Consider the following 22,199-nt stretch of genomic DNA (forward strand, 5'->3'; position numbering starts at 1 on the left):
AGCCTGGATTTTCTATTGTTTTCAGTCTCGCAAACCTTTATACTATAATAATGTGCAGATTAAGAAAAACAGCTGTACAGGCAAAAAAACGAAAAAATTAATCTGATAGAAACAAGATCCTGAGAAAGGGGTTATTGCACATGAATGAAAAGCAACGATTAGAAGGCCAGCAAGTAGCTGCTGCTAATTCTTCGGACAAAAAATCTAGTAAGGATTACAGCAAATACTTTGAGCAAGTCATTACGGCGCCATCCTTAAAAGATGCTAAGAAGCGCGGTAAAGAAGAAGTTAAGTATCACAATGATTTTGCAATTCCGGAAGAATTTCGCGGAATGGGTAAAGGCCGCAAGTTTTATATCCGCACATATGGCTGCCAAATGAACGAACATGATACAGAAGTAATGGCCGGCATCTTTTTGGCTTTGGGCTATGAGCCTACAGACCGTACCGAGGATGCCAATGTGATTCTTCTTAATACATGTGCGATTCGCGAAAACGCGGAAAATAAAGTATTCGGGGAACTTGGCCATCTAAAAGCGTTAAAAATGGAAAAGCCTGATTTATTGCTTGGTGTTTGCGGTTGTATGTCTCAAGAAGAATCTGTTGTAAACAAGATTTTGAAAACGTATCAGCAAGTGGATATGATTTTTGGAACCCATAATATTCACCGTTTGCCAAACATTCTGCATGAAGCTTATATGTCCAAGGAAATGGTCGTTGAGGTATGGTCCAAGGAAGGTGACGTTATTGAAAACCTTCCAAAGGAACGCCGCGGCAATATTAAAGCATGGGTTAACATTATGTACGGCTGTGACAAGTTCTGTACCTACTGCATCGTGCCTTTTACACGTGGTAAGGAACGAAGCCGCCTTCCCGAGGAAATTATCCAGGAAGTGCGACAATTAGCGGCCCAGGGCTACCAAGAAATTACCCTGCTGGGCCAAAACGTTAATGCTTATGGTAAAGACCTTGAGGGAATAAATTATGGCCTTGGCGACTTGATGGAGGAATTGCGTAAAATCGATATTCCAAGAATCAGGTTTACAACTAGCCATCCGCGTGACTTTGATGACCGTTTGATTGAAGTTCTGGCAAAAGGTGGCAATTTGATGGATCATATCCACCTTCCGGTTCAATCAGGGTCTACTGATGTATTGAAGATTATGGCTCGTAAGTATACAAGAGAACAATATTTAGAGCTTGTTAGAAAAATCAAAGCAGCGATTCCGGATGTCGCACTATCAACGGATATTATCGTTGGCTATCCAAATGAGACGGATGAACAATTCGAAGAAACGATGTCGCTTTATCGTGAAGTTGGCTTTGAAATAGCGTATACGTTCATTTATTCTCCACGTGAGGGAACTCCTGCGGCAAAAATGGAGGATAACGTTCCGATGGAAGTGAAGAAGGAGCGTTTGCAGCGCCTGAACAACCTTGTGAACGAACTTTCGGCTGAAGCAATGAAAAAATATAAAGGCCAAATTGTTGAGGTTCTTGTGGACGGGGAAAGCAAAAACAACCCTGATGTCCTAGCAGGTTACACAACCAAGAACAAGTTGGTAAACTTTATCGGTCCTAAATCAGCAATTGGAAAAATTGTGAAAGTAAAAATTACCGAAACAAAAACATGGTCATTAAACGGAGAAATGGTGGAAGAATTAGAACCAGCAGAGGTGAACTAAAGTGGCGAAGTATACGAAAGACGATATCGTCGCTCGAGCAGCGGAATTGGCACGAATGATTGCAGAAACAGAGGAAGTGGACTTCTTTAAGCGAGCAGAAGCAGCCATTCATGACAACCAAAAGGTAACTGCACTGATTTCTGATATTAAAGGATTGCAGAAGCAGGCAGTGAATTTGCAGCATTACGGCAAACCTGAAGCGTTAAAGAAGGTTGAAGACAAGATGGCTCAGCTTGAACAGGAATTAGATGAAATTCCGGTTGTTCAGGAATTTAAACAATCACAAGTGGATGTAAATGATTTGCTGCAATTGATTGCATCAACGATTTCTAATAAAGTCACCGATGAAATTATCATTTCAACCGGTGGAGATGTCCTTCGTGGGGAAACAGGCGCCAGCATGAAAAACGGCGGCGGAGAATGCGCTGGACATGATGATTGCGATCACGATCATTAATATGTAAGTCAGGCCCATTTTTGGCCTGGCTTTTTTCTTTGGTCCTCTTTTGAAAAATGTCCTCCCATGGCACACACCTACTAATCCCGCATAAGATAAAGCATGAGTTAAAGATTTTCCAGTATTCAAAGATTATATATCACACTAGTCTAGACATTCGCATAGGATGAAATGAAACAGAAATGAGGAGGGTTCGCGCGAAATGGGAGAATACAGAGAGATATTTGCGAAGGCCGTAGTAGCGAAAGGACGTAAATTTACCCAGTCCAATCATACGATTAGCCCGGCACATAATCCATCAAGCGTTCTCGGCTGTTGGGTTATCAACCATAAATATAATGCAAAAAAAGTTGGTAAAACAGTTGAGATACACGGCTCTTATGACATCAATGCATGGTACTCCTTTAATGATAACACCAGAACTGAAGTTGTTACAGAACGGGTTCAGTATACCGATGTCATCAAGTTAAAATACCGTGACAATGATAGCATGGATGACCACGAAATCGTAGCAAAAGTATTGCAACAGCCAAATACGTGTGAAGCAGTGATTTCCCCTAATGGCAACAAAATCATTGTCCATGTCGAAAGGGAATTCCTGGTCGAGGTAATCGGTGAAACGAAGGTTTGCGTCCGTGTCAATCCTGAAGGATGCAAAGATGATGACGATGAATGGGGCATGGACGTCGATGATGAGGAATTCGAGGAACTGAATCCGGATTTCTTGGTCGGCGGAGAAGAAGAATAATTCAAACTAGGAGGTTTTTGCTTCCTAGTTTTTCTTTTTCATAAAATAGATGGGGATAACATCAGTCTAAAGACCGACAAAACAACGGTTCACCCTGGCTATAATAAAACAAAGGGGGAAGAGAACATGAAAATATATCAGGTAAATGTAAAATGTTTTGATATTTTATCCATGAAAAAGTTCTATTGTGAAACTTTAAATATGCCCATCATAAGCGAATCGGAAACACATTTCAGTGTAATGGCAGGTACTTCAAAATTAGTGTTTGAACACGATACGAAAGTGCCATATTATCATCTTTGTTTTCGAACCGGTTCTGAGTTCTTTGATTATATGTTTCAAAGACTATCGGATAAAAACCTCTTACTGCCTGATGAGAACGGTCAATTCAGCATGTTTTGGCAGGGAAAGCAGGCCTACTTCAATGACCCTGACGGAAATATTCTCGAATTACTGGAACGTCCGTTTCATTGGGGAGGCGTGGCCCCGGATTCAGGATGGTATGATATTGGCGAAATCGGGCTGCCGGTAAAGGATATCAGTGAAATGCAAAATAATCTTTCGGATTTCGTTGAAGACGAACAAAAAAGTGAAAATGACAGATTTGCATTTTACGGAAATCAAGAAGGGGTTTTTGTCCTTGTAAAGGAGGGGCGGAACTGGTATCCGACAGATCGCGGAGCGACCATTCATCCAATTAGGGCAGTAGTATCGGGTCTTCATGAGGGTAAATTTATTCATCAGGAGCTGCCTTACGAAATTGTCGTTCGTAAGGAATGGAGCGGGCAGGTACCGGCAGTCCAATTTCGTATGGCCCGGCCCACTAATCAAATCGAGAAAATTATTGATTTTTACGAGAATGGCCTAGGGCTGGAGAAGATAGGCGAGTTTCACGGTCATGAAGGCTATGATGGGGTGTTGTTTGGCACACCTGGCCACAGCTATCATCTTGAGTTCACTCAATGTGAAGAACCGATGGAACTGCCCCGTCCAACAAAAGAGCACTTGCTGGTTTTTTATATCCCCAATCTGTTCGAGCTCCAAAAGATGGTACATAAATTGGCGGTAATGGGCTATCGTGAGGTAGAACCGGAAAATCCCTATTGGGGACGAGGGGGAGTGACGATTGAGGATCCTGATGGCTGGAGAATTGTCCTAATGAACACTGCAGGGATATAAGGTGCATGTTTTTGAGTAAAATCAGCATCCTATCTCTGAGGAGGTGTGTTCAATGAAACCAAAACAGCCGGGAAATAAGGAGATGCCGGATTTCGATAAGCTAAACGACCGAATCATTGCCGACAGTCCATCAGGGCCGATGCTGGTGATTAAAACCAATCTTGATCCGAAAAATGTTACAGAGAATAACCCCTATTATGATGGTGAAGACGTAAAAGACCCGAAGGAGTTTAAGGAGTATTTTAAAGAGTAAAAGAAAGCCAGCCTTAGTCAAGCTGGCTTTCTTCCCATTCCGGTTTTAACAAGGATAATGTATAGGTGTCATGGACTTCTCCATCTTGTTGGATGTAGCCTCTCAGCAGGCCCTCTTTGGCAAAGCCGAATTTTTCAAGAAGCTTTAAAGATGGTTCGTTTTCCGGAAATACGACAGCCCCGATCCGATACAAATCCAATTTCTCAAAGCTAAAGCTTAAGACCTCCTGCAGCGCCTCCGAGACATAACCATTTCTCCAATAGTTGGGGTGCAACTCGTAACCTATTTCCGCTCGTTTGTTTTTTAATTGCAATCCGTTTAGACCAAGCGTTCCGATTATTTTTTGGTTTTCCTTTAACTTAATTCCCCAGCGGATACCACGTTTATCCAGGTAGTTTTTTTGGAACATATCAATTAATTTTACCGCTTCTGCCGGCAAGGTAAAGCGTTCGGAACCGTAGAACCTTGTTACTTCTTCCGAAGAGAAAATTTCAAAAAGACTGTCCACATGGTGCTGGGTGATTTCTATCAATTTTACTCTTTTAGTTTCTAAGACAGGAAATGTCACGATTTTACCCTCTCTTTCAATTAGAGATCTACACTCTTTAATAAGTGTATAAGTTGTTTCCCGAAAAATAAAGAAGAAATTCACCTTGTTACGGAGGTTAAAATCCATTTAGGAAATTTTTAAAAAAGATGATAAATTTTTCCTGTTGTCTGATAAGATAAAAAAGAAACATAGGTTTTAATAGTAGAAAAGAGGTGAACTGGTGGATTTCCCGGTTTATATATTTGGCATCCATCCCCATTTGATATTTGAATCACTCGCCTATTTTATTGGCTTTCGGGTCTATTTATTTACTAGAAATAAAGAGAGAATTCCAATGGATCAGGCGCTTTGGGTCATTGTTGGTGCGATTTTGGGGGCGGCATTAGGCTCAAAATTTCTATATTGGTTTGAAAATCCAAAGGCAACGATGGAAAACTGGATTAATCTCTTTTATTTAATCGAGGGTAAAACGATTGTCGGCGGTTTATTGGGGGGATTAATTGGCGTCGAAACAGCAAAGAAATGCATTGGCTGGACGCGCTCCACCGGTGATGATTTTGTGCTTCCCTTAGCAGTCGGAATGATGATTGGCCGAATTGGCTGCTTTTTGACCGGTTTGGATGACCATACATACGGCACCGCAACCACCTGGATGACCGGTGTCGATTTTGGTGATGGGATTAAACGCCACCCCACGCAAGTATATGAAATTGGTTTTTTGGCACTGTTAGCCTTCACATTGCTTCAAATAAAACGGAAAAATGCCGGCTGGGAAGGGCTTCTGTTCCAATTGTTCATGCTAAGCTATCTCATGTTCCGTTTCTTCATTGATTTTATTAAACCGACACCACACCCTTATTGGATTTTCAACAATATTCAACTGGCCAGTTTACTGGGCATCCTGTATTACATTTGGCTGATCAATAAAAAACAAATCGAAAAGAGGAGAGAAATTCATGCCTAACCGTCCCTACTTGTTTTATGAATTGACCAACAGCATCTGCTCAACATGTTTACGGAAGGTCGAAGCAAAAGTCATCATCGAAAATGAACGGGTTTATCTAGTAAAAAATTGTTTGCAGCATGGACGTGAAAAGGTATTAATTTCCACGGATGTAGCCTATTACAAGTGGTGCCGGGAATTTATCAAACCTTCGGAAATGCCTTACCGCTGGAATACGCCGATAAAATATGGCTGCCCTTACGATTGCGGGCTTTGCCCGGACCATGAACAGCATAGCTGTTTGACCCTTTTGGAGATTACCGAAAGATGCAATTTAAAATGTCCGATTTGTTATGCAGATTCATCACCGCAAAAAGGAACCTTCCGCAGCTTAGAGAGCATCGAGTTTATGCTCGATAGCATTATAAAAAATGAGCGACAGGCAGATATTGTCCAAATCAGCGGTGGGGAACCAACGATTCACCCGCAGTTTTTTGACATATTGGATCTGGCAAAATCACGGCCGATTCGTCATATAATGGTGAATACAAATGGGCTGCGAATTGCTAACGATAAAGAATTTGTAAGACGGCTTGCCAGCTACTCGCCTGGCTTTGAAATTTACCTACAATTTGATAGCTTTGAAAAAGAAGCCTTGGAGGAATTGAGAGGAGTCGACTTGCGGGATATTCGCCAAAAAGCGATTGAAAATCTGAATGAGTTCAATATTTCTACTACTCTTGTTGTCACTTTGAAAAAAGGCTTAAATGACCAGGAAGTCGGAAAAATCATTCAGTATGGCTTGCAGCAAAAGTGCGTCCGCGGTGTCACTTTCCAGCCAATTCAGGCTGCCGGCAGACTGGAAGAATACGACCCAGCGGTAAATCGTTTGACTCTTAGTGAAGTAAGGCAAATGATTATCGACCAATCCAATGTGTTCGGGCCAAAGGATATCATCCCGGTTCCGTGCCATCCGGATTGTTTGGCGATGGGCTATGCATTGAAGGTAAACGGGGAGGTCACTCCGTTGACTGGATTGATCGATCCCAATATATTGTTGGAAGGCGAGAGAAATACCATTGTTTTTGAGCAAGACGACAATATTAAAAATATGATTTTTAAATTGTTTTCCTTAAATCATTCACCGGACTCATCGGCTTTGTCTTTAAAGGATTTGCTTTGCTGTCTGCCTAAGGTGGCTATGCCGGGAGAAATCGGTTACGATAACGTGTTCCGAGTGATCATTATGCAGTTTTTGGATGCACATAATTTTGATGTCCGCTCGGTTAAGAAGTCCTGTGTCCATATCGCGCACCCGGATGGACGGATCATTCCGTTTGATACGTACAATTTATTTTACCGTGATGATAAAGAACAGGAGCTGAAGAAAATTCAGCAGGAGCTGGAAGTAAGAACGTTGATGAAGTAGACAAATAAGGAGATGGAGGCATGGTTCAAAATCAGGGGAATAAGGCAAATTTAAAAGACCTTTGGCTTGGGATAGGAATTACATTGGGTATTTATGTTCTGGGCCTGCTGGTTTTGTTCGTCTTTTCCGAGGCGTTTTTTGCCTATTTGTGTATCGCGGTTGTGGCTCTAATTATTCTTCCGATTGTTAGTTTTACCAAGGGGAAAAAGCGTCTAGGACAGGGGGCGTTAATCGGTCTTGGCCTCAATGTTTTGTTGTTTACCGCTTGCTTTGGCATTATTATTTCTGGCCTTGGCGGGTAAGTTATTTGTTTTGTTAGGCTGCCAAGTGTTATAGTCATATATGAATGTTAGTTATGGGAGGGAGACCAATTGGACGATCGGCTTTTTAGAGACGCAATGGGTAAGTTTGCAACAGGGGTAACAGTGGTGGCAACGGAAGTTGACGGAAAGGTACATGGGATGACGGCAAATGCCTTTATGTCCGTATCGCTGAATCCCAAACTTGTGGTGGTTTCCATCGCTGAAAAAGCGCAAATGCTTGAAAAAATAAAGCAGAGCCAGTCGTTTTCTATCAATATTCTTTCTGCAGAACAACAGGAAGAATCGATGATTTTTGCAAAACAGATAAAAGATCCCCGAGAAGTAGTGTTTGATCGACTCGGCGGGATCCCTGTATTGCCGGGTGCATTGGCCCAAGTGGTTTGTGAAGTATCAGCAGAGCATGTTGAGGGAGATCACACTTTGTTTATCGGAAGGGTTAAGGAAATTAAACTAGATGAAACAAATCAAGAACCACTCATTTATTTTAGTGGAAAATATCGTTCACTAGCGGAATAGGATACTCTCAAAAACCAGCATTCATACAGTATGAATGCTGGTTTTTTTGTAAAGAGATTCGAATTTTGTCGAACGAAACCGGCAGGTATTTTTTTAAAACACTTTACATACTATAGGTGGGTATAGTATAAATAAAGCAACATAATTTTAAGCAGGAAATCTTAATTTAGGGGGATAATATAATGAAAATTTTAATGATAGGTGCCACGGGTACGATTGGAAGTGCTGTTTATAAAGAACTATCGGCACAGCATGAAATGATAACAGCAGGACGGTCGAAGGCGGATTTTTTTGTCAACATGGTATCACCAGAAAGTATCAAATCAATGTATCAGTCGGTTGGCAATGTGGATGCAGTAATCACTACAGCAGGTGATACACACTTTGGTCAACTAACTGAGCTGACTCCGGAGAAAAATGAGATATCAATACAAAGTAAGTTAAAAGGCCAGGTGAACCTTGTACTGCTTGGACTGGATCATGTAAACGATTTTGGCAGCTTTACGTTAACCACTGGGGTGATTATGGATGATCCTATAAAAGGTGGTGTGTCTGCAGCGATGGCCAGTGGTGGGATTACAGCATTTGTCCAGTCAGCCGCGATTGAACTTCCGAGGGGAATCCGGATCAATAATGTTAGCCCGAATGTTATAGAAGAATCTTTGGAAAAGTATGGTCCGTTTTTCCCTGGCTTTGAACCTGTACCAGCAAGCCGGGTAGCCAAAGCCTACCGAAAAAGCGTCGAAGGAGCGCAAACAGGGCAAACATACAGGGTTTATTAAAAAGAAATACCAGATTATCTCCGAAACTGTCTCGGAGTAATCTGGTGTTTTTTAAGTATAGTTTTTAAATCCCTTTATAGGCTAGGCGAAGGATTTCGACTAACTCCCGTGTAAGCGGCCGTTTAGGATTCACATTCGTATCCGGATCGTTAAAGGCATTCAATGCGAGTTGATAAATTTTACCCTCGTATGCTGCTTGTTCGACCCCGCACTCGGCGACACTCATCGGCATATCAAGCTCTTTTGCCAATCCCACAATCGCTTCAATCAGGCTCTCGATTCCTTCCTCCGTGGTTCGGGCCTGAAGACCTAGCATCCTGGCCAGTTCGGCATAGCGTTTATCGGCTACAAAAGCTTCATAGCCCGCAAACGGAGTGAATTTCGTCGGCTTGATGGCATTATACCGAATCACATGCGGCAGGAAGATGGCATTGGCCCGGCCGTGGGCAATGTTAAACTCGGCTCCGAGCGAATGGGCTAGGCTATGGTTGATTCCTAAATAGGCGTTGTTGAATGCGAGTCCAGCAAGGGTCGAAGCGTAATGCATTTTTTCGCGGGCAACTGCATCGGTTCCATCTCGGTAAGCTCTAGGTAGGTATTCAAAAACAAGCTGGATTGCTTTAATAATTTGGCCGTCGGTAAAATCATTGGCGACAACCGACACAAACGCTTCAAGTGCATGGGTTAACACGTCCATCCCCGTGTCCGCCGTAATGTGCTTTGGAACTGTCATTGCAAATTGTGGGTCGATAATCGCGATATCTGGCAGTAATTCCGGATCAGATAGCGGATATTTGATGTTCGCCTTCTTATCGGTAATGACAGCAAATGAAGTGACCTCAGAACCAGTACCGGATGTAGTTGGGATGGCAAGCAGCTTTGCTTTTTCCCGAAGCTTCGGATAAGTAACTACTCGTTTTCTCGGGTTTAGGAACTTTTGCTTTAAGGCATGGAAATCCACCTCAGGATGCTCATAAAATAACCACATGGCTTTTGCTGCATCCAGTACGGAACCGCCCCCTAGAGCAATGATGATATTCGGCTGGGCATGCATCATCAATTCTGCTCCCTTCACGACGGTTTCAATGCTTGGGTCCGGCTCAACGTCGGTAAAGACATCAAATCCCGCAAAATCAGGGCGTTTCTTCAAATAATGAAGAATCTTTTCCACGTAGCCATACTTAACCGAGCTTGGGCTGGTTACGATAAAGGCTCTGGATAGATTAGGAATGACCTCCAAGGCTTGAATGGAATTCTTTTTATAATAGATCTGTGGCGGCGTCCTTAAGATTTGAGCATTTACATTCCGTTTCGCCACCTTTTTAATGTTAATCAAATGCATGGCACCGACATTGGTGGAGACCGAGTTGCCTCCATAGGTGCCGCAGCCGAGAGTTAAGGTCGGCAGAAAATCATTGTACACATTTCCGGTTGCCCCTTGTGCTGAAGGTGTATTCACAAGGACCCTGCCTGCTTTCATCCTCATTGCAAATTGTTCAACGATACTATCATCGGTGCTGTGAATAGATGCTGTGTGTCCCAGTCCGCCGTACTCCAATGTCGCCTCGGCAAGTTTGAGGGCTTCTTCCGTACTATTTGCTTTATAGCATGCCAATATCGGGCTTAATTTTTCACAGGAAAGCGGGTGCTTTGGACCGACTCCTTCCAATTCCACGACCAAAATCTTTGTTTCAGCTGGCACTTCAATTCCAGCCATTTGGGCAATTTTGTAGGCAGGTAGTCCGACAACCATCGGATTGAGTAACCCGGTTTCCTGTCGGATTGCCACTTTCTCCAACTGGTGTTTCTCCTCTTCATTCAAGAAATAACAATGATTGGCAATCATTTCAGTAATAACTTCCGTGTAGATTTCTTTATCGATAATCAGGGCTTGTTCAGAAGCGCAAATCATCCCGTTGTCGTAAGTTTTGGACAGCAGCAAGTCCTGAACCGAACGCCTGATATTCGCTGTTTTTTCAAAATAGCACGGGACGTTTCCAGGTCCGACGCCAATTGCCGGCTTGCCGGAGGAGTAGGCCGCCTTAACCATGCTTGAACCGCCGGTAGCAAGTATCAACGAAACCTTTGGATGTTTCATTAGTGCCTCGATACCATCAAGGGTAGTACTTTCAAGCCACTGGATGCAATTTTCCGGAGCTCCGGCTTTTACTGCAGCATTTCTAAGCAGTTCGGCCACGAACCTCCCGGAATTTTGCGAGACGGGATGAAAGCCAAAAATAATTGGATTTCTTGTTTTTAACGAAATAAGAGATTTATATATAACAGTGGAAGTAGGATTGGTTACAGGCACCAAGGCTGCAATTAGACCAACTGGCTCGGCCATTTCATAGGTTCCTTCATGTTCGTTTTCACTAATGATTCCGGCAGTTCTTAGGTCCCGAATGCTGTGATAGATCATCTCGGTAGCAAACATATTCTTTGAGATTTTGTCCTCAAATAATCCCCGGTTCGTTTCCTCAACGGCCATCCTTGCAAATTTTTCGTGGTTTTCAAGTGCTGTCAGCGCCATTGCTTTGACGATTTCATCGACCATTTCCTGTGTAAACCCGCGAAACTCTTCGAGTGCCTGGGCCCCTTGAGCGGCTAATCGGTCAACGGAAATGCTCGTTTGCTTTTGTAGTACTTTCTTCTCATCTACTGCCATAAAAAACTTCCTCCCCATAATTGAAGTTTGTTAGTTTTTGAACAAACTGCATAAAGTGAAGCCTGCTCAATTACCAATCTGTCATCAAATATAGCAATCATGAGGGAAGAAATTTGTAGAAAAATGTGGCGAAAAATGGGGATTGCCCCTTTGAAGGGATAAATTCATAGAATGTTCAAAAAATACAACTGGTGGTAAATTAGACTTAAATATTTTTATTTTTAAAAAATTTTGATAATATTATATTTAAAAGATTTACCGTAGAGGAGAGAATACGGATGATCCTACAACTAGAGGAAGTTTCCTTGGTTAGAGACGGAAACTGGATTTTAAATGATGTGAATTGGCAAATAGACAAAGGGGAGCACTGGGTCTTGTTTGGATTGAATGGTTCCGGGAAAACGGCCATTTTAAATCTATTAAATGCCTACTTTTTCCCAACAAAGGGGAGAATTAACGTGCTAGGAATGGAGTTCGGCAAACACTATCTTGGGGAAAAGTTGCGCAAGCAAATCGGCTTTGTGTCGTCCTCCCTCCAGGAGAAATTTCATAGGGGTGATAATGCCTTTGAAGTGGTGCTGAGTGGGTCGTTTGCCTCTATTGGGCTTTATGAAACCCCAACAGATCAAATGAGAGAAAAAGCTATAGGTCTACTGGAAGACTTGGGTTGTCTAGAGTATGCGAACCGAAACTATGAAACTTTATCGCAAGGGGAAAAACAGCGGGTGTTAATTGCCCGGGCCTTAATGGCTGACCCCTCCCTGCTTATTTTGGATGAACCGACAAATGGCCTAGATTTTATTGCACGCGAAAAACTGTTGGAATCAATTGAAACGATTGGAAAAAAAACGGTTGCGCCAACCGTTATTTATGTGACACATCATGTGGAAGAGATCTTGCCTGTATTTAATAAAACCTTGTTACTAAAGGATGGCCAGGTTTTTGCAACGGGGGCGACAAAAGAGATGCTATCAAGTGAACAGCTTTCACAGTTTTTCGGGCTTCCTGTAAGTGTGATTTGGGAGAATGGGAGACCTCTACTGTCAAAATTACAAATGCAGTAACAAAAGGCACGGTAGATACTGTGCCTTTTCCTAATACTATTTTCATGTTTTTATAAAAGGTTCTCTAAAAACAAGGTCATATTACCTATTAAAATCGCCCTGGAATTGCTCCATCAGACTGATATATTGAGTGATTTAAATGAACTATAATAGGATTGAATAAATAGAAAAGGGGAAATATTATGACATTAAAAAAGAGGTTATTCGGCAGTGCATTGGCACTGACATTGGGGGCTTCTGTTGTTTTTAGCGGAGGAGTTCCAAAAACCAATGCCGCACCAGTGAGCAAGGACTACATAGTTATTTTTAAAGATCAAGCGAAACTACCTGCCGGATATGATAAATTACTGAAGGATGCCGGTGGGAAAGTTACAGCCAAGCTTGATAAGCTAGGTGCAGTCGAAGTAAGTTCGACAGATGCCAGCTTTTTAGAAAAGGTTAAAAAGTCAAACCTAGTTCAGGAGGCCGGTGTTCAAAACAAAATCTACCCGGAAAAGCCAGTTTATCAGGAAACAGTGGAACTGGATGCTGTTGCTGGTGCTGACCTATATGAAAGTTCACAATGGGATATCAAACAGGTAACAAATAATGGTGCTTCATGGAGCATGCCAGGCGGAACAGGAAAATCTGCTTCTGGAGATGATATTGTAGTTGCGGTGATCGACACAGGAATTGATTATACACATCCTGATGTTAAGGCAAATTATGCGTACGGAAAATCATTTGTACCGGGATATCCGGATGCAATGGATGAAGACGGACATGGCACTCATGTTGCCGGTTCCATTGCCGGTAAAGGAAGAATCATGGGGATCGGTCCTGATCTAAAAGTGGCAGCCTACCGCGTCTTTGGACCAACTGGTGGGGCTGAAACCGCACACATTGCCGAGGCACTTATGACCGCGGCAGATGACAATGTTGATGTAGTGAATATGTCATTAGGCGGCTATGACTGGTTCCAGGATCCTGACTACGCCACAAAGGACATTGTTGCCGATGTGAATTTATTTAATCGTGCCATTCAATATGCGATTCAAAAAGGGGTCACAGTTGTTGGTTCCGCCGGTAATAATGGAGTGGACATTAGCAGCCCGGGTAAGTTATCCGGAGACGATAAAGGTGCTACACACCGCAGCCCAAGCAGCCAAAACATGATTCGTGTTTCTGCCGGAGGTCAATTGAAAAATTTAACCTTCTATTCAAACTACGGAGTAGGAAAAATTGACGTTATGGCTCCAGGCGGGGATTATGGCCCGAATTATGATCCAGTGACAAAGACAGGCAGAGACAGTACTTACCTTTGCTTAAGTTCTGTACCTGGCGGCTATGCATATTATGCCGGCACGTCAATGGCCGCTCCAAAAACAGCCGCGTTAGCCGGAGTCATCATAGCCAAATACGGCAAGGATACACTAAAACCTGCCCAGGTAAAACATATCATCCAATCGTCAGCGGAAGACGTGTTTAAACCAGGCTACGATGAGAATTCTGGATTTGGACTAATTAATGCTGTTAACGCGTTAAAATAGTAATACAAGGCAAAAGCGATCAGTTTTGATCGCTTTTTTCATTGGATAAATTTAAAAATTCGGAAATACGATCGCAAAATTCATCTTTTGGATAGCTTTGGTATAAATGACTGGCCATTCTGACAGGGTCTCCGAAAAAGTAACGCTCGTATTGAGTTTGCCTGGTACCGAACGGGCTCATTGTCATATCCCAGGTCAATCGAAAAAGTTGGACACGCTCTTCGGCGTTTAGATTTGTTCCTTGAAGATATACATCCAAATCCGGTTTGATAGGCGAGGAAAAGTCGTTTTCTGTTGGTAGTGTGATCATGCCGCTAGCACCGATTAGTTGTATGATTTCTACAAATCTCGGATATATTTTTGGAAATAGGTTGCTAGCAACCTTGAGTGGAATAATACTAGGCACCATAGTTCCCCATTCATCCAATTCCGCATCATTTTCTGCCTTCGCTAAAAGTGCCTTCATGGATTCAAGGCCGATGATAATTTCCGATATTTTTTCCTGAATTTGTTGATAACCGTATACATTAATCGTTTTGGCAAGCAGGTCAGTAAGACCCAGTAAAAATTCCGTTTTGACAACTTGCCTTGTAATCACTTGGTGTGTTGCATGATGATGAAATGAGCTTTGCAGCATAAAGTCATTTGCCGCTTCAGGGTTACCGTAAAAAAACACCCGCTCCCATGGCACCAATACATGATCAAACACCAGTATTGTATCCATCTCCTCAAACCGTGAACTCAATGGATGATCAAAGGAAGAATCCCCCCCCACAAAGGACTCCCGGCAAATAAATTTTAAACCCTTTGTATCGGAAGGGATCGAAAAGGCAAAAGCTTCCGCCTCCTCGATTATTCCGCCTGTGGAATAAACAAGTACCTCATCGGTTACACCGCCTTGGGTTGCCAATAGACGGGCACCTTTAATGATCAGGCCATGTTCTGTTTTGTCGACTACTCTTGCTGATATGGGTTCTTTTGAGATCTGAAGATTGATTAAGGCTCGATTAACCTGTGGAGAGACGAAGGTATGGGTAAAACATAAATCGTTGTCTTTTGCCCGGTTATAAAGCGATTGAATGTTCTCCGGAAAGCAATTTTCTTTACCCTCCAAGATGGATGCCGATGAGGCGAATGCCATTAAGACTGTATTCATATAATCCGGACTTCTTCCCATCATTCCATTCGTGTGCTTCGCCCATATCTCACTTGCACTTCTTCGTTTTTTTAGGTCTTCCTTTGTTTTTGGTTGCAGAAAAGAAACCCCGATTGGCACCCCCGTTTCTTCAGAAGTATAGGTTAATTTGTCTTTATACTCTGGAGCATCCTGTAAATCGTACAGGGATGCTTTTGTTCTAATAAGCCCTTTGAATGCAGGATGCATGGATAATTTGCCTTCTATCCGTTTCCCATCCAACCAAATTTCTTTGTTTAACTGATCAATCCGCCCTACGAATTCCCTTCCATTAATAGCACCCAATAGAACCACTCCAAATTGAAATTCAATGTTACTCTCATTTTATTGAATAGGTTGGTAATTTGTTTGTACACGGACAAATTTTGGGCACATGATGTAATAATGATTCTGTCCTTTTTCCTCCTCAGATTTAGCCATCCTTCACTTCTTGATATGACTTTAAATTTTTATAGTTAAGATTTCTACACGGGTCGTTAACTATACAATCAGAGTTGAATAAAGGCACGGAAATTCACTGTTCAATCCCTCTTTCTAAGGAAGTGATATTTAAAACAATTGGGTCAAGTTGAATTTGTATTATGATAAGTTTCAGTTATTAAATAGGGAGATAAATCGAGTTTGATTTATCTCCCTATTTTTATTTTATAGTAGTAAATATATTTATTATCTCAAATTCGAGATAGTTTTCTTGACGGTAATTTCGTCAAAAGGTATTATGAATACATAAAGTAACCTAGGTTATTAAAAGTTACTAGATGAAATAAAATAACTAAATAAATTAAATAAAATAGGTAGGAGTGACAATTATGATTGAAGTAACTGTAAAGCTTAGTTACAAAGGAAGAAATTATCTAACTAATGTAATTGTTAAAAAAGACACACCTGAAAAACAGATTTTAAATATCGCACAAGAGCAAATTAAAAAACAATGGTTAAATTAATAAGGCAATCTCCAGACCTTAATGGAAAGGGGTAAAAGGCCTTGAATGAAAAGAAGAAAGTTGGAGAAAAAGCAGTTGATTATGTGAGAGAAGGGATGGTAGTTGGATTAGGAACTGGCACGACTGTTTTCTATACCATTTCAAAACTTGGGGAATTAGTTCAACAAGGATTTTCCATAAAAGGAGTTCCTACTTCTGAACACACGAAAAAATTAGCGACTGAACTTGGAATTCCCCTAATTTCGATCAATGAGATTGAGAAAATTGATGTGGCCATTGATGGAGCAGATGAAGTAGATTCTGAGTTAAATCTCATTAAAGGGGGAGGCGGGGCCCTTTTAAGAGAGAAAATCATCGCAAAAGCAGCTGAGACCTTTATTGTCGTCGCAGACTCAAACAAAATAGTGGAGGCATTAGGAACTTTTCCACTGCCGATAGAAGTAGTGCGATTTGGATATGAAATGACCATGAAGCACATCCTGGAGCTTGGGGGAAGTCCAAAGCTGCGACAAAAAGATGGGATCCCTTTTCTCACAGATAACGGAAACTATATTATTGATGGTATTTTTACAAAAATAAAGGATCCAAAAATATTGGAGAGGGAGCTAAATTTGATACCGGGCGTTGTGGATAATGGATTATTTGTCGGAATGGCAGACAGTGTCATCACAATCGATTGTCATCAAAACATCATCGCGAAAGTCCGGGGCTAGAAAATACGAACATGGGGGAAATAAAAATGGAAACTATGACATTTGTCTTATTTGGTGCAACAGGGGATTTAGCTAAGCGAAAAATCTTCCCTGCTCTATACAATTTGTATGTTGATCAAAAATTGCCACAGTCCATTTCTATTATCGGACTTGGTAGAGGGGAACTTTCTCAGCAAGATTTCCAAGACAAAGTGAAGGACTCTATTTTAGACTTTTCACGCCGCCTAGAACATGATGCAGCAAGTATGGGAGAATTTTTGGATTACTTTCGCTACAGTAAGTTGGATGTTAATCGGAAAGAAGATTTTCAAACTTTACTTCAGTTAGTGATGCAGCGTGAAGAGGAGCTAAAATTAGCCGAAAATCGGATGTTTTATCTTTCGGTTGCACCAGAGTTTTTTGACACGATTGCCTTGAATATAAAAAATAGTGGACTGGGACAGACAACCGGCTGGAAAAGACTAATTATTGAAAAGCCATTTGGTCATGATCTCCAATCAGCTAGAGAACTGAATGAAAAACTAAGCCGTGCCTTTGAGGAAGAGGAAATCTATCGCATCGACCATTACTTAGGTAAACCAATGGTTCAAAATCTTGAAGCCTTGTCTTATGCCAACCCGATTCTACAGTTCATTTGGAATAAGGAACATATAGCTAATGTCCAAATTACAGCAAGTGAAACGGTTGGGGTAGAAAAAAGAGCTGGTTATTACGACCACGCCGGAGCCATCCGTGATATGGTTCAAAACCATATGCTGCAAATACTGATGATGACCGCGATGGATACACCTGAAAATATAAGTGCAGCGGAAATTCGAATTGAAAAGCGAAAGATCATGGAGTCACTAAGGCCCATAAAAGAGGAAGATGTTCAAAATGATATTGTTCGCGGCCAATACATTTTAGGAGAGGTAAATGGACAAGAAGTTCCTGGATATCTAGAAGAGCCTGGGGTAGATCCTTCTACCACCACAGATACCTTTGTTGCTGCTCTTTTGTGGATCGATCATCCGTCATGGACAGGGGTTCCTTTTTACATCCGTACTGGAAAGAGAATGAAGGAAAAATCAACGCGGATCGTCATCGAATTTAAAAATAATCAGAACCATGAATATAAAAATACTCAAATAAATCCTAACTTATTGGTGATTGAAATCAATCCAAATGAAAATATATCTTTTCAATTAAACATTAAAAACCCATTGAACAATGGAAAAGTAGAACCTGTTTGGATTAATCTTGCTAATGGACAAACAGAAATGGGAGTTCCTGAAGCATATGAAAGACTTATTTATGATGCGTTTAACGGAGATTCTACCTTCTTCGCGCATTGGAAGGAAGTTGAGTTGTCATGGGAATGGGTACAGCCAATTCTCAATGCATTTGAAGCGAATCAACTACCTCTATATGAATATCGTTCAGGCTCAAATGGTCCTATAGCTGCTGATTGCTTACTATTGGAAAATGGCTTTAAATGGTGGCTCGATGAACCAATTCAAGAACTTAATGATAAGGTCCTACACTACTAAGAAGTTTGAGGAGGAAAAACTTTTGTCACAAACAATTGAAAATCTAGCCGTTACGACAATTAGAACGTTATCGATTGATGCTATTAATGCAGCCAATTCTGGTCATCCGGGTCTCCCGATGGGGGCAGCACCAATGACATATGCATTATGGGCCAAACACCTTCAACACAACCCTGAAAACCCGAAATGGTTTAACCGTGACCGGTTTGTTTTATCTGCGGGCCATGGGTCAAGCTTGCTGTACAGCATGCTGCATTTAACTGGCTACAATGTCACAATCGATGATTTGAAAAACTTTCGAAAATTGAATAGCAGAACGCCGGGACATCCTGAATTCGGTCATACTCCAGGTGTGGAAGCAACAACAGGTCCATTAGGCCAAGGGATTGCGAATGCTGTTGGGATGGCGATGGCAGAAGCGCATTTAGCAGCAAAGTTTAATAAAGAAGGACATCCGATTATTGATCACTACACCTATGCGTTAGTTGGGGACGGTGACTTAATGGAGGGTATTTCTTATGAAGCGATGTCAATGGCTGGCCACATGAAACTAGGAAAACTGATTGTATTATATGATTCAAACGATATATCTCTTGATGGTGAATTGAACGTTTCTTTTTCCGAAAACATTGAGAAAAGAGCAGAATCAGCACATTGGCACTATGTAAAAGTGGAAGATGGAAATGACATCGACGCCATTTCTGAAGCAATTGAAGCCGCCAAACAAAATACAAATCAGCCAAGTTTGATTGAAGTCAGAACGATAATTGGATATGGAAGTCCGAAGGTAGCTGGAACAAATAAAGCACATGGTGCACCACTGGGAGTGGAAGAAGGGAAAGCGACAAAGCAAGCCTATAACTGGCTTTATGAGGAAGATTTCTATGTTCCAGAGGAAGTAAAAGCCCATTTTGAACAATTAAAGCGTAAGGGGAACGATGCTGAACAAAGCTGGATGAACTTATTCGAATCCTATAAGCGGAAATTTCCTGAATTAGCCAATCAATTGACAAGTGCTATAGATGGAAAAGTCCTAATCGACGCAAAAGATATATTAACTTTTGATACAGGAAAAGCTGTTTCGACGCGCGTTGCCAGTGGAGAAGCCATCAATCATTTTGTAAAATCTGTTCCAGCGATTTTTGGGGGAAGTGCAGACCTTTCAGGTTCTACAATGACGGACATTAAAGGGGAACAAATTTACGCAGTTGAATCATACGGTGCACGTAATGTTTACTTTGGAGTCCGTGAACATGCCATGGGAGCTGCAGCCAATGGAATGGCCTATCATGGCGGTGTAAAACCTTTTGTTAGTACATTTTTTGTCTTTAATGATTATCTTCGTCCGTCAATCCGTTTGGCAGCATTATCAAAGCTGCCTGTCATTTATGTATTTACACATGATTCCATTGCGGTTGGTGAGGATGGACCTACACATGAACCGGTTGAACATTTGGTAGCACTCCGGTCTATACCTGGATTAACAGTTATTAGGCCTACTGACGCAAATGAAACGGCAAGTGCATGGGCCTACGCACTTCAACAAACGGATGGCCCAGTAGCATTGATTTTAAGCCGCCAAAACCTGCCAGTGTATAACGAAACAAAAGCGAATTTGGAGAATGTTTCTAAGGGAGCTTATGTATTGGCTGAAACTAATTCCACACCAGAGGTTATTTTGATTGCTACCGGCTCTGAAGTTTCATTAGCTGTCAGAGCAAAAGCCGAGCTCGAAAAAGAAAATCGATCGGTTCGGATCGTTGCAATGCCAAGCTGGGAGTTGTTTAATCAGCAATCTGCTGAATATAAAGAATCGGTACTTCCTTCTTCCATTACAAAACGAGTGGCGATTGAAATGGGAATCTCACTGGGATGGGAGCGTTTTGTTGGATTTAAAGGAAAAGTGTTATCCATCGAATCATTTGGAGCGTCAGGAGATGGTGCTTCAGTTATGGAACAGTTCGGATTTACGACCGACAATTTAATTCAACTGACGAAAAGTCTTTTGAATTCTTAAAAAAGAGAAACATTAAAGTAGAGGAGGAAATCACAATGAAGGTTGGATTAATTGGTTTAGGGAAAATGGGTTTTAATTTAGGACAAAATTTAATGGATCAAAACCACGAAGTCGTAGCATTTGATGTTAACCCTAATGCTGTGAAAGAAATGAAGAAATATGGAGCAGTTGGTGTATCAAGCTATCAAGAACTTGTTGAGTCTTTAGAAAAACCTAGAATTATCTGGATTATGGTTCCGCATGCTGTTGTTGATCCAGTCATAGGTGAGATAATCCCATTTTTGGACAAAGGTGATATTGTTATCGAAGCGGGTAATTCTCATTATAAGGAATCCATTCGCCGTTACAATGAATTAAAAAAAATTGGTGTCAGATTTATGGATGCAGGTACCTCGGGCGGCATGGAGGGTGCCCGTAATGGTGCATGTTATATGATTGGCGGTGATCCTGAAGCATGGGAAATCGTTCAACCAATTTTTAAAGATACAGCAGTAGAAAATGGTTTCTTATATGCTGGCAAAGCAGGCAGCGGACACTTCTTAAAAATGGTTCACAATGGCATAGAGTATGCCATGATGGCTGCTATAGGTGAAGGCTTTGAAGTGCTTGAGAAGAGTGAATTCGATTATGATTACGAAAAGGTAGCAAGAGTTTGGAACAATGGTTCTGTTATTCGTTCATGGTTAATGGAATTAACAGAAAATGCATTTTCAAAAGATGCAAAATTAGATGAAATCAAAGGAATCATGCACTCATCAGGGGAAGGAAAATGGACTGTAGAAACAGCTTTAGATTTACAAACTGCCACTCCAGTTATTGCAATGTCTTTATTAATGCGTTACCGATCTTTAGAAAATGATACCTTTACAGGTAAAGTAGTAGCCGCATTACGAAATGAATTTGGCGGACATGCGGTTGTAAAGAATTAAAAAAACCGAATTTATAACAAAATGGAGGAAAGCGAAAATGAAATTTTTTATTGATACTGCAAACTTAGATGACATTAAAAAAGCATATAAAATTGGTGTCTTATCGGGTGTTACAACCAACCCTTCATTAGTGGCAAAAGAAGGAGTTAAATTTGAAGACCGCATTGCAGAAATCCTAACTGCGGTCCCAGAGGTTGAGTCTGTTTCTGCTGAAGTAACACCTAATGCCCTAACAGCTGATCAAATGATTGCCGAGGCAAATGAACTAATAACAATAAATGGCGGAGACAAGAACATTACCATTAAACTGCCAATGACATTGGATGGATTAGAGGCTTGCCGTTATTTAACCAAAAAAGGTGTTAAAACAAATGTTACACTGATTTTTAGTGTAAACCAGGCATTACTGGCAGCACGTGCAGGAGCTACCTATGTATCCCCATTCTTAGGCCGTTTAGATGACATTAATGAAGATGGAGTACAGCTTGTCGCAAAAATTGCTGAATTGTTCCGGATTCAAAATCTAGATACACAAATCATTGCAGCATCTGTTCGACATCCGGACCATGTAACCCGTGTTGCGTTGGCAGGAGCACATATAGCAACAATTCCATTTAAGGTCATTGAGCAATTGGCAAAACATCCGCTGACCGACCAGGGACTAGAGAAATTTGCTGCTGACTGGAAGACCGTATAAAAAATTGAAATCTAAGGGCGTTAGCCAAGGGAAAGTTAGCGCCCTTACATAA

Annotated in this window: 21 protein-coding genes and 1 pseudogene; 19 read left to right on the forward strand and 3 right to left on the reverse strand. The window is 41.5% G+C overall.

The genetic code is table 11. The features are described 5' to 3' along the window. The first annotated feature begins 140 nt into the window (after positions 1-140). From miaB to AR334_RS25580, 6 genes and pseudogenes are all read left to right on the forward strand, one after another. Positions 141-1,685 carry a tRNA (N6-isopentenyl adenosine(37)-C2)-methylthiotransferase MiaB gene (gene miaB / locus AR334_RS25560; protein ID WP_066320739.1) on the forward strand — a complete coding sequence of 515 codons (1,545 nt, stop codon included), beginning with the start codon at positions 141-143 and terminating at the stop codon, positions 1,683-1,685. A gap of 1 nt (position 1,686) precedes the next feature. Next, on the forward strand, positions 1,687-2,142 hold the full coding sequence (locus tag AR334_RS25565) for a RicAFT regulatory complex protein RicA family protein (protein WP_066320741.1): 456 nt from the start codon (positions 1,687-1,689) through the stop codon (positions 2,140-2,142). 202 nt (positions 2,143-2,344) lie between these two features. After that, complete coding sequence (locus tag AR334_RS25570; RefSeq protein ID WP_066320744.1) at positions 2,345-2,890, forward strand: outer spore coat protein CotE; 546 nt, start codon at positions 2,345-2,347, stop codon at positions 2,888-2,890. Between the two features lie 126 nt (positions 2,891-3,016). After that, positions 3,017-3,331, forward strand: a pseudogene (locus AR334_RS30800) (VOC family protein); the annotation flags it as partial. Positions 3,332-3,700: 369 nt separating this feature from the next. Continuing rightward, positions 3,701-4,069, forward strand: coding sequence for a VOC family protein (locus tag AR334_RS30460; protein ID WP_253701371.1), 369 nt, complete (start codon positions 3,701-3,703; stop codon positions 4,067-4,069). Between the two features lie 52 nt (positions 4,070-4,121). Continuing rightward, positions 4,122-4,322 carry a hypothetical protein gene (locus tag AR334_RS25580; RefSeq protein ID WP_066320748.1) on the forward strand — a complete coding sequence of 67 codons (201 nt, stop codon included), beginning with the start codon at positions 4,122-4,124 and terminating at the stop codon, positions 4,320-4,322. Positions 4,323-4,335: 13 nt separating this feature from the next. Here AR334_RS25580 and AR334_RS25585 read toward each other — a convergent pair whose 3' ends face one another. Continuing rightward, complete coding sequence (locus AR334_RS25585; RefSeq protein ID WP_066320755.1) at positions 4,336-4,890, reverse strand: GNAT family N-acetyltransferase; 555 nt, start codon at positions 4,888-4,890, stop codon at positions 4,336-4,338. A gap of 202 nt (positions 4,891-5,092) precedes the next feature. Between AR334_RS25585 and AR334_RS25590 the strand changes: the two genes are divergently transcribed. From AR334_RS25590 to AR334_RS25610, 5 genes are all read left to right on the forward strand, one after another. Next, positions 5,093-5,836, forward strand: coding sequence for a prolipoprotein diacylglyceryl transferase (locus AR334_RS25590; RefSeq protein WP_066320757.1), 744 nt, complete (start codon positions 5,093-5,095; stop codon positions 5,834-5,836). Further along, on the forward strand, positions 5,829-7,244 hold the full coding sequence (locus tag AR334_RS25595; RefSeq protein ID WP_066320760.1) for a radical SAM protein: 1,416 nt from the start codon (positions 5,829-5,831) through the stop codon (positions 7,242-7,244). The genes AR334_RS25590 and AR334_RS25595 overlap by 8 nt, the downstream gene beginning before the upstream one ends. Positions 7,245-7,264: 20 nt before the next feature. Continuing rightward, positions 7,265-7,546, forward strand: a complete 282-nt coding sequence (locus AR334_RS25600) for a hypothetical protein (protein ID WP_066320762.1) — start codon at positions 7,265-7,267, stop codon at positions 7,544-7,546. Positions 7,547-7,615: 69 nt separating this feature from the next. Continuing rightward, positions 7,616-8,083 (forward strand): flavin reductase family protein, encoded by a 468-nt coding sequence (locus AR334_RS25605; protein WP_066320764.1) that lies wholly within the window; start codon positions 7,616-7,618, stop codon positions 8,081-8,083. Between the two features lie 182 nt (positions 8,084-8,265). Then, positions 8,266-8,865: a short chain dehydrogenase gene (locus AR334_RS25610; RefSeq protein ID WP_066320769.1), complete on the forward strand. Its 600-nt coding sequence runs from the start codon at positions 8,266-8,268 to the stop codon at positions 8,863-8,865. A 64-nt stretch (positions 8,866-8,929) separates the two neighbouring features. Here the strand turns inward: AR334_RS25610 and adhE are convergent, their stop codons facing one another. After that, positions 8,930-11,530 (reverse strand): bifunctional acetaldehyde-CoA/alcohol dehydrogenase, encoded by a 2,601-nt coding sequence (adhE, locus tag AR334_RS25615; RefSeq protein ID WP_066320773.1) that lies wholly within the window; start codon positions 11,528-11,530, stop codon positions 8,930-8,932. A 278-nt stretch (positions 11,531-11,808) separates the two neighbouring features. Between adhE and AR334_RS25620 the strand changes: the two genes are divergently transcribed. Both AR334_RS25620 and AR334_RS25625 read left to right on the forward strand, forming a co-directional pair. Next, the gene (locus tag AR334_RS25620) at positions 11,809-12,594 is read left to right on the forward strand and encodes an ABC transporter ATP-binding protein (RefSeq protein ID WP_066320775.1); all 786 of its coding nucleotides are present in this window, start codon (positions 11,809-11,811) and stop codon (positions 12,592-12,594) included. Between the two features lie 182 nt (positions 12,595-12,776). After that, entirely contained in the window at positions 12,777-14,123 is a 1,347-nt protein-coding gene (locus tag AR334_RS25625; protein WP_066320777.1) for a S8 family serine peptidase, read from the forward strand. A gap of 19 nt (positions 14,124-14,142) precedes the next feature. On the opposite strand, the gene hpaB is transcribed toward AR334_RS25625, so the two are convergent. Then, entirely contained in the window at positions 14,143-15,603 is a 1,461-nt protein-coding gene (hpaB, locus tag AR334_RS25630) for a 4-hydroxyphenylacetate 3-monooxygenase, oxygenase component (RefSeq protein WP_066320780.1), read from the reverse strand. Positions 15,604-16,127: 524 nt separating this feature from the next. Between hpaB and AR334_RS25635 the strand changes: the two genes are divergently transcribed. Genes AR334_RS25635 through fsa form a run of 6 tightly spaced genes read left to right on the forward strand, consistent with a single transcriptional unit; the run spans position 16,128 to position 22,147 of the window. After that, positions 16,128-16,262 (forward strand): BA3454 family stress response protein, encoded by a 135-nt coding sequence (locus AR334_RS25635; protein ID WP_066320784.1) that lies wholly within the window; start codon positions 16,128-16,130, stop codon positions 16,260-16,262. Between the two features lie 41 nt (positions 16,263-16,303). Beyond that, the gene (rpiA, locus tag AR334_RS25640) at positions 16,304-16,975 is read left to right on the forward strand and encodes a ribose-5-phosphate isomerase RpiA (protein WP_066320787.1); all 672 of its coding nucleotides are present in this window, start codon (positions 16,304-16,306) and stop codon (positions 16,973-16,975) included. A gap of 26 nt (positions 16,976-17,001) precedes the next feature. Continuing rightward, positions 17,002-18,504, forward strand: a complete 1,503-nt coding sequence (gene zwf / locus AR334_RS25645) for a glucose-6-phosphate dehydrogenase (RefSeq protein WP_066320790.1) — start codon at positions 17,002-17,004, stop codon at positions 18,502-18,504. A 22-nt stretch (positions 18,505-18,526) separates the two neighbouring features. Beyond that, entirely contained in the window at positions 18,527-20,521 is a 1,995-nt protein-coding gene (gene tkt / locus AR334_RS25650; RefSeq protein WP_066320791.1) for a transketolase, read from the forward strand. A 35-nt stretch (positions 20,522-20,556) separates the two neighbouring features. Further along, positions 20,557-21,450: a phosphogluconate dehydrogenase (NAD(+)-dependent, decarboxylating) gene (gnd, locus tag AR334_RS25655; RefSeq protein WP_066320792.1), complete on the forward strand. Its 894-nt coding sequence runs from the start codon at positions 20,557-20,559 to the stop codon at positions 21,448-21,450. 37 nt (positions 21,451-21,487) lie between these two features. Continuing rightward, positions 21,488-22,147 carry a fructose-6-phosphate aldolase gene (fsa, locus tag AR334_RS25660; protein WP_066320793.1) on the forward strand — a complete coding sequence of 220 codons (660 nt, stop codon included), beginning with the start codon at positions 21,488-21,490 and terminating at the stop codon, positions 22,145-22,147. Positions 22,148-22,199: the final 52 nt, after the last annotated feature.

It is taken from the genome of Bacillus sp. FJAT-29814 (assembly GCF_001510715.1).
Taxonomy (GTDB): Bacteria; Bacillota; Bacilli; order Bacillales; family Cytobacillaceae; genus Neobacillus.